Origin of the sequence: Cellulomonas bogoriensis 69B4 = DSM 16987 (genome assembly GCF_000767165.1) — a bacterium.
Taxonomy (GTDB): Bacteria; Actinomycetota; Actinomycetes; order Actinomycetales; family Cellulomonadaceae; genus Actinotalea; species Actinotalea bogoriensis.
Map to the genome: position 1 here is coordinate 1 of NZ_AXCZ01000139.1, position 7,407 is coordinate 7,407.

Genomic DNA, 7,407 nt, shown 5'->3' on the forward strand with positions numbered 1-7,407 from the left:
CCCGCCGACCCCACCATCGCACGGGGCAGACGCACCGGCTCCAGCTCGACCGGAGGGGTCTGCCAGAACGCCTTGTTCCACGCCTTGACGATCGCGTACAAGGTCAGCAACGACACCACCGCGCCCGCACCCACCAGCACCAACGCCAACGGGCTGCCGTCCGCCACGCCCGCCTGCAGCAGGCCCGCCTTGCCCAGGAACCCCGACAACGGGGGGATGCCCGCCAGGTTCATCGCCGGCACGAAGAACAGCACCGCCAACCCCGGCGCCACGCGCGCCAACCCACCCAGCTGGTCCAGGGACGTCGACCCGCCCCGCCGCTCCACCAGACCCACCACCAGGAACAACGTCGTCTGGACGGTGATGTGGTGCGCCACGTAGAAGATCGCCGCACCCAGCCCCGCAGCACTGGACAACGCGATGCCGAACACCATGTAGCCGATGTGGCTGACGAGCGTGAACGACACCAGACGCTTGATGTCGTTCTGGGCCACCGCCCCCAGGATCCCCACGACCATCGTCGCCAGCGCCGCGACCATCAGCAGGGTGTCGGCGCGCCCGTCGGGGAACAGCAACGTCTGGGTGCGGATGATCGCGTACACGCCGACCTTCGTCAGCAACCCGGCGAACACCGCGGTCACCGGGGCCGGTGCCGTGGGGTAGGAGTCCGGCAACCACGCCGACAACGGGAAGATCGCCGCCTTGATGCCGAACCCGAGCAGCAGCAGCACCTGCAGCACCAGCTGGATGCCCGGGTCCACCTCAGGCAGGCGCAACGCCAGCTGGGCGAGGTTCACCGTGCCCGTCGCCGCGTAGATCAGCCCCATCGCCAGCAGGAACACCACCGACGACAACAACGACACGACCACGTAGATGCTGCCCGCCCGGATGCGTTCCCCCGTGCCGCCCAACGTCAGCAGCACGTACGAGGCGACCAGCAGCATCTCGAACCCGACGTACAGGTTGAACAGGTCCCCCGACAGGAACGCGTTCGACACCCCCGCCGTCAGCACCAGGTACGTGGGGTGGAAGATCGCGACCGGGGCACCCCGGTCACCGTCCGCCAGGCCCTGGGACAACGAGTACACCAGCACCGCGAGGGTCACCGTCGCCGAGACCGTCAGCATCAACGTCGACAACCTGTCCGCCACCAGGGCGATCCCCACCGGGGCCGCCCACCCGCCCGCGTCCAGCACCACCGGCCCGGCGTCCGCCGCCACCAGCAACGTCACCGCCGCACCCAACGTCACCACCAGCGACAGCACGCTGATGACCCGCTGGGCGCGCGGGGCCCGCCACAGGGCCAACGCCAACCCCGCCCCGAACAGCGGGACCAGCACCGGCAACGGCACCACCCAGCTGAGGTCCGTCAGGCTCAACCACGTCACGGGCGCTCACCACCGGTCTCGTCGTGAGCCTGGGCGGCGTCCTCGTCCAGGGTCGTGGTGACCTCGGCGTCCTCGTCACGGAACGCCGCCTGGTCCGCCGCCGCCCGGCGCGCGACCCGACGGTCCTCCACGTCGTCCTGGACCTCGTCGTGCCGGTTCAGCTGCCACGACCGGTACGCCATCGCCAACCCGAACGCCGTCACACCCATCGTGATGACGATCGCGGTCAGGACCATGAACTGGGGCAACGGGTCGGACATGTCCTCCGGCTCGCCCAGGCCCACGATCGGCGCCACACCCGCACGGCCCCCCGCCACCAGGAACATCAGGTTGATGCCGTTGCCCAACGAGATCACACCGAGCAGCACCCGGGTGAGGCTGCGCTCCAGCATCAGGTACACCCCGACGGTCACCAGAGCCACGACCACCAGGACCAGCGCCACGCTCGGCGTCGTGTCGATCACGAGGCCTCCCGCTTGCGTCGGTCGACCTCGCCGTGCCGGTCCACCTCAGCGCCCAAGGACCGCAGCACGTCCAGCACCACACCCACCACCAGCAGGAACACACCCACGTCGAAGAACAGCGACGTCACCAGCTTCACGTCCCCGATCACCGGGACGGCGACCTCCACGATGACGCTCTGCAGCACCGCACCCCCCGCCAGCAACGCCAGCAACCCCACACCCGCCGAGAGGAACAGACCCGTCCCCAGCAGCAGACCCGGGTGCACCGGTGCGGCCTCGGACAGCTCGTACCGGCCCCCCGCCAGGTACCGGACGATCAGCGCGATGCCCATGACCAGACCCGCCCCGAACCCGCCCCCGGGGGCGTTGTGCCCCGCGAACAGCAGGAACGCCGCGAACACCACCATCGAGTGGAACAGCAGGCGGGTCACGATCTCGAAGATCACCGACCGGCGCTGGGGTGCGAGCGTCCGCCCGCCACGCAACCACTCACCCCGGGGGCGTGGGTCGCGCGTCAACGCACCGGGGACCGAACCGGGCCGGTCGTGCGGCACCTTGTCCGTGGCACGTCGGGCGTCCCGGGCCCGCAACGCCGCCATCGGGTCGGGGGTGCCCGACCACACCGACGCCGGGGTGTCGGGGTTCACCCGGGCGATGTCACCGGACCGTCGACGCAAGAAGATCAACGACGCGACCCCGGTCGCCGCCACCAGCAGCACCGCGATCTCGCCCACCGTGTCCCACGCCCGCATGTCCACCAGGGCCACGTTCACGGTGTTGCGCCCGCCCCCGTACACGTACGCCTCGTCCGCCCAGTCCACCGACACGGGTGCGTGGATGCGCGCGCCGGGGGCCGCGAGCGTCATCACGCCCACGACCAGACCCACCGCGAGCGCCAGGGCCAGGCGCACCCACCTGCTGGCGGCCAGGGGCCGGACGGAGAAGTAGGCGGGCAACCGGCGCAGCACCAGCACGAACAGCACCAGGGTGATCGTCTCGACCAGCACCTGCGTCAACGCCAGGTCGGGTGCCCCGTGGATCAGGTACAGCAGCGCCACCGCGTAGCCGCTGACGCCCGCCAGCACCACGGCCTTCAACCGTCGTCGGGCGCGCGCCGCCAGGATCATCGGTGCGACCGCGAGCCCACCCGCCAGGACCTGCGCCGGGCTGTCCCAGGCGCGGACGTCCCCGATGGTCACCTCACCGAGGACCATCGCCCCGGTGGAGAGCACGACCAGCACCACGAGGATCGTGCCCAGGTAGACCGGCAGGGAGCCGCGCTGGGTGAAGGCGGTGACGCGGCCGGCCAGCTCGTCCAGGCGGCGCATGCCCCGGCGGTAGGTGCGGTCGGCGTCCCACGGGACCACGACGGCGCTCTGCCAGCGTTCGACGCGGGCCCGGGCCCAGAACAGCGCGAACCCGGCCGCGGTGATCACGGCGGTCAGGCCGAGGGCCGGGGTGAGGCCCGCCCACAGGGCCAGGTGCCCGGGGTCACCGGGGTAGGTGTCGGCGTGGGGGGCGAGGAGCTGCTCACCGACCTGCGGGACCAGGGCCGTGACCAGGCCGAGGACGGCGAGGACCGCTGCGGGGAGCACCAGCACCAGGGGTGGTCGGGTGACGGCGGGGGGACCGTCGGCGTGGGTGCTGTCAGCCGTCGGCGCCCCTGCGGTGGGGCCGCCGGCCTGCTCCGCGGCGACGTCGACGGGGCGTTTGGTGGCGAACGCCCCCCACCAGAACCGCAGCCCGTAGGCGACGGTGAGGACCGACCCGGCGACGACCACGACGAGCACCAGCAGCCCGACGGCGGTGCCGCCCTGGTACCAGAACGCCTCGAGGGCGGCCTCCTTGGCGACGAACCCCGCGAACGGTGGCAGGCCGATCATCGAGGCGGTCGCGAAGCCCGCCACGGCCGCGGTGACCGGCAGCTCGCGTCCCACCCCGCTGAGGCGCCGCAGGTCACGGGTGCCGGTCGCGGCGTCCACCACCCCCACGGTGAGGAACAGGGCCGCCTTGAACATGGCGTGCGCGCCGAGCATCGCCAGGCCCGCGAGCGCCGCGGCCCGTGACCCCAGACCCACCAGGAGGACGAGCATGCCGAGCTGGCTGACGGTCCCGAACGCCAGGACGAGCTTGAGGTCGTTCTGGCGCAGGGCCCGGTACCCGCCGTGCAGGAGGGTCAGGCCACCGAGGCCGATGACGAGCACCTGCCAGAGGGCGAGGTCGGCGAACCCGGGGGCGAACCGCGCGACCAGGTACACGCCGGCCTTGACCATGGCTGCGGCGTGCAGGTAGGCGCTGACGGGGGTGGGGGCGGCCATCGCGGACGGCAACCAGAAGTGCAGGGGCACCAGGGCGGACTTGCTGAGGGCGCCGACGAGCACCAGGACCACGCCGGTGGTGATCGCGGGGCCGGTGAGGGTGCCGTCGGCGCCCTGGGCCACGACCTGGGACAGCCGGTAGGTGCCGGCGCCGTGGCCGAGCAGGATGATGCCCACGAGCATCGCCAGCCCACCGGCCGTGGTCACGACGATCGCCTGCATCGCGGCCCGGCGGGAGGCCTTGCGGTCGGCGTAGTGGCCGATCAGCAGGTAGGAGAAGACGGTCGTCAGCTCCCAGAACACGTACAGCAGCAGCATGTCGTCGGTGGTGACCAGGCCGAGCATCGCGCCGGCGAACGCGACGAGCACACCGGCGAACCGGCCCAGGTGGGCTGCACGTGGGGAGAAGTACGCCGAGCAGTACACCAGGACCAGGGCCCCGATCCCGCCGACGAGCAGCACCATCAGCCACGACAGGGTGTCCAGGGAGAACGCGAGCTCCAGTCCGAGGGCGGGCACCCAGCGCGCGACCTCCACGGGGCCGTCACCGGCGACGACGTCCGCGCTGCGGGTCAGTGCCCAGGCCGCGGCCGAGGCGGGGGCGACCGCCAGGACCGCGAATGCCCGCCGGCCCCACCGGCGCATCGCCGGGGGCGCGACGAGGGCCACCAGCAGGTGCACGGCGAGCAGCAGCAGCACGTCCGGTTCCGTCCGGTCGGGGTCGGGCGTCGGTCGAGGGTGGTCGGCGGGTCGGGCGGTCTGTTGTCAATCGGCCGTGCGGGCACGCACCCGGGGCGGGCCGGGAGGTGATCACGGGAGGTGCTCATCTTATCTGCGGGGTCCCGCGGGTCCGTCGCGGCCCGACCTGTGGCGCAGTCACCCGCTACCGTGACCGCGTGCAGGCACTCCAGATCGTCTCGTTCGTCCTGGCCGTCCTCGCCACCGTGGTGGGGGTCACGGTCCTGACCCTCGGTGTGCGGGCCATCGTGCGGACGGTGGGGCGTGGTGCTCCCGCCCCGGACCGCACCGGTGACCGGGCCGCACGCACCTGGTTGGTGGTGCGGCTGCTGCTGGGTCACGGGCGGTTCCAGCACCGGCCGGTGGTGAAGGTCGCGCACTGGGTGGTGATGGTCAGCTTCCCCATCCTGTTCCTGACGTTGCTGGCCGGGTACGGGCAGATCCTGGACCCGACGTTCGCGCTGCCGTTCATCGGGCACCTGCCGCCCGTGGAGTGGCTGACGGAGGCGTTCGCGTGGGCGGGGCTCCTGGGCATCGTGGCCCTGGTGGTCGTCCGCCAGCGTGCCCACCCCCGCCGCGGGGAGGGCGCCGCCGAGGCCCCGTCCGCGGTGCAGACCACCCCCGCGGGGCGCATGGGCCCGCCGGGGGCGCGGGCGTCGCGGTTCTTCGGGTCGAACATGGGTCAGGCGTACTTCGTGGAGCTGATCATCGCGGCGGTGATCGTCGCGGTGCTGGTGCTGCGGGGCCTGGAGTACGCGCTGGCCGCCCAGTCGCCGGCCACGCAGGACCTGGCGAGCCTGTGGCACTTCCCGTTGACGGCGTGGTTCGGGCAGTGGTTCGCGGGGGCGTCGGCCGCGACCCTGGAGGCCGCGATCGTCGTCGTGGCCCTGGTGAAGATCCTCACCTCGATGACGTGGATGGTGGTGGTGGGCAGCCGCCCCGCGATGGGTGTCTCCTGGCACCGGTTCCTGGCGGTGGTGAACGTGTGGGCCCGGCGCGAGGTCGACGGGGCCCCCGCGCTGGGGCCGCTGCCACCGGTGCGGTCCGGCGGCAAGGACGTGGACTTCGAGGCGATCGACGACCTGCCCGACGACGCCAGCCTCGGTGCCGGTCGCATCGAGGACTTCACGTGGAAGGGCCTGCTGGACTTCTCCACCTGCACCGAGTGCGGGCGCTGCCAGGAGCAGTGCCCCGCCTGGAACACCGGCAAGCCCCTGTCCCCCAAGCTCATGATGCTCGCGTTGCGGGACCACGCCTACGGCACCTCCCCCTACCTGCGGGCCGGGGCGAACGCCCCCACCGCGCCCACGGGGGCGACGACCAGCACCGGGCACCTGCCGCTGCCCGGCAGCGGTGGGGACGCGGGTGCCGGCGCGGGCGGGCAGGGTGACCCGCACGCGCAGATGGACGTCCTGTCCTTGATCGGGGACGTCGTCGACCCGCAGGCCCTGTGGGACTGCACCACGTGCGGGGCGTGCGTCCAGCAGTGCCCGGTGGACATCGAGCACGTGGACCACATCGTCGACATGCGCCGCAACCAGGTGCTCATGGAGTCGGCGTTCCCCGACGAGCTGGGCCCCATGTTCACCAAGCTGGAGCGACAGTCCAACCCGTGGGGGCTGCCCGCCCGCGCCCGCCTGGACTGGGCCAAGGGCCTGCCGTTCGACGTGCCCGTCGTGGGGGCCGACGTCGAGGACGCCACCGAGGTCGACTACCTGTTCTGGGTCGGGTGCGCCGGGGCGTACGAGGACCGCGCCAAGAAGACCACCCGTGCCGTCGCCGAGCTGCTGCACACCGCCGGGGTGCGGTTCGCGGTGCTCGGGGACGGGGAGTCCTGCACCGGTGACCCGGCCCGCCGCGCCGGCAACGAGTTCCTGTTCCAGATGCTCGCCCAGGCCAACGTCGAGGTCCTCAACGAGGTCAAGGCCCAACGGATCGTCGTCACCTGCGCGCACTGCTTCAACACCATCAGCCGCGAGTACCCGCAGGTCGGTGGCAGGTACGAGGTCGTGCACCACACCGAGCTGCTGGACCGGCTGGTCGGCGAGGGGCGCCTGACCCCCACCACCCGTCCCACCGACGGGACGTCCGACGTCACCTACCACGACCCCTGCTACCTGGGCCGCCACAACCAGGTGTACACCCCGCCCCGGGAGCTCATCGGGGCACTGCCCGGTGTGCAGCTCACCGAGATGCCCCGCACCAAGGAACGGGCGTTCTGCTGCGGTGGTGGTGGGGCGCGCGTGTGGATGGAAGAGACCACCGGCACCCGCATCAGCACCGACCGGGCCGCCGAGGCCATCGGCACCGGCGCCTCACGCATCGCGACCGGGTGCCCCTTCTGCACGATCATGCTCACCGACGGCGTCGCCGCCAACGGCGCGGGCCCCGGCACCGGCCAGGACGACGGCGGAAGCACCCGCGGCCCGGTCGAGGTCGTGGACGTCGCCCAGCTCCTCCTGGAGTCCGTCCGCCCCGCCCCCGAGACCGACCCCGAGA

The 7,407-nt window shown here is 72.3% G+C and carries 4 protein-coding genes; 1 reads left to right on the forward strand and 3 read right to left on the reverse strand.

Annotated elements, in window-relative coordinates:
• From N869_RS11385 to N869_RS11395, 3 genes are all read right to left on the reverse strand, one after another.
• Positions 1 to 1,388 (reverse strand): Na+/H+ antiporter subunit D (locus N869_RS11385; protein ID WP_408606358.1); only part of this gene is annotated, 1,388 nt, incomplete at its 3' end.
• A complete protein-coding gene (locus tag N869_RS11390; RefSeq protein WP_035061752.1) occupies positions 1,385 to 1,852 on the reverse strand; it encodes a Na(+)/H(+) antiporter subunit C in 468 nt (155 codons plus the stop codon). The genes N869_RS11385 and N869_RS11390, both read right to left, overlap by 4 nt.
• Complete coding sequence (locus N869_RS11395; protein WP_035061754.1) at positions 1,849 to 4,869, reverse strand: Na+/H+ antiporter subunit A; 3,021 nt, start codon at positions 4,867 to 4,869, stop codon at positions 1,849 to 1,851. Before N869_RS11395 ends, N869_RS11390 begins: the two co-directional genes overlap by 4 nt.
• A 197-nt stretch (positions 4,870 to 5,066) precedes the next feature.
• Between N869_RS11395 and N869_RS11400 the strand changes: the two genes are divergently transcribed.
• Positions 5,067 to 7,407, forward strand: a 2,341-nt coding sequence (locus tag N869_RS11400) for a (Fe-S)-binding protein (RefSeq protein ID WP_035061756.1), incomplete at its 3' end; no start/stop codon positions are given.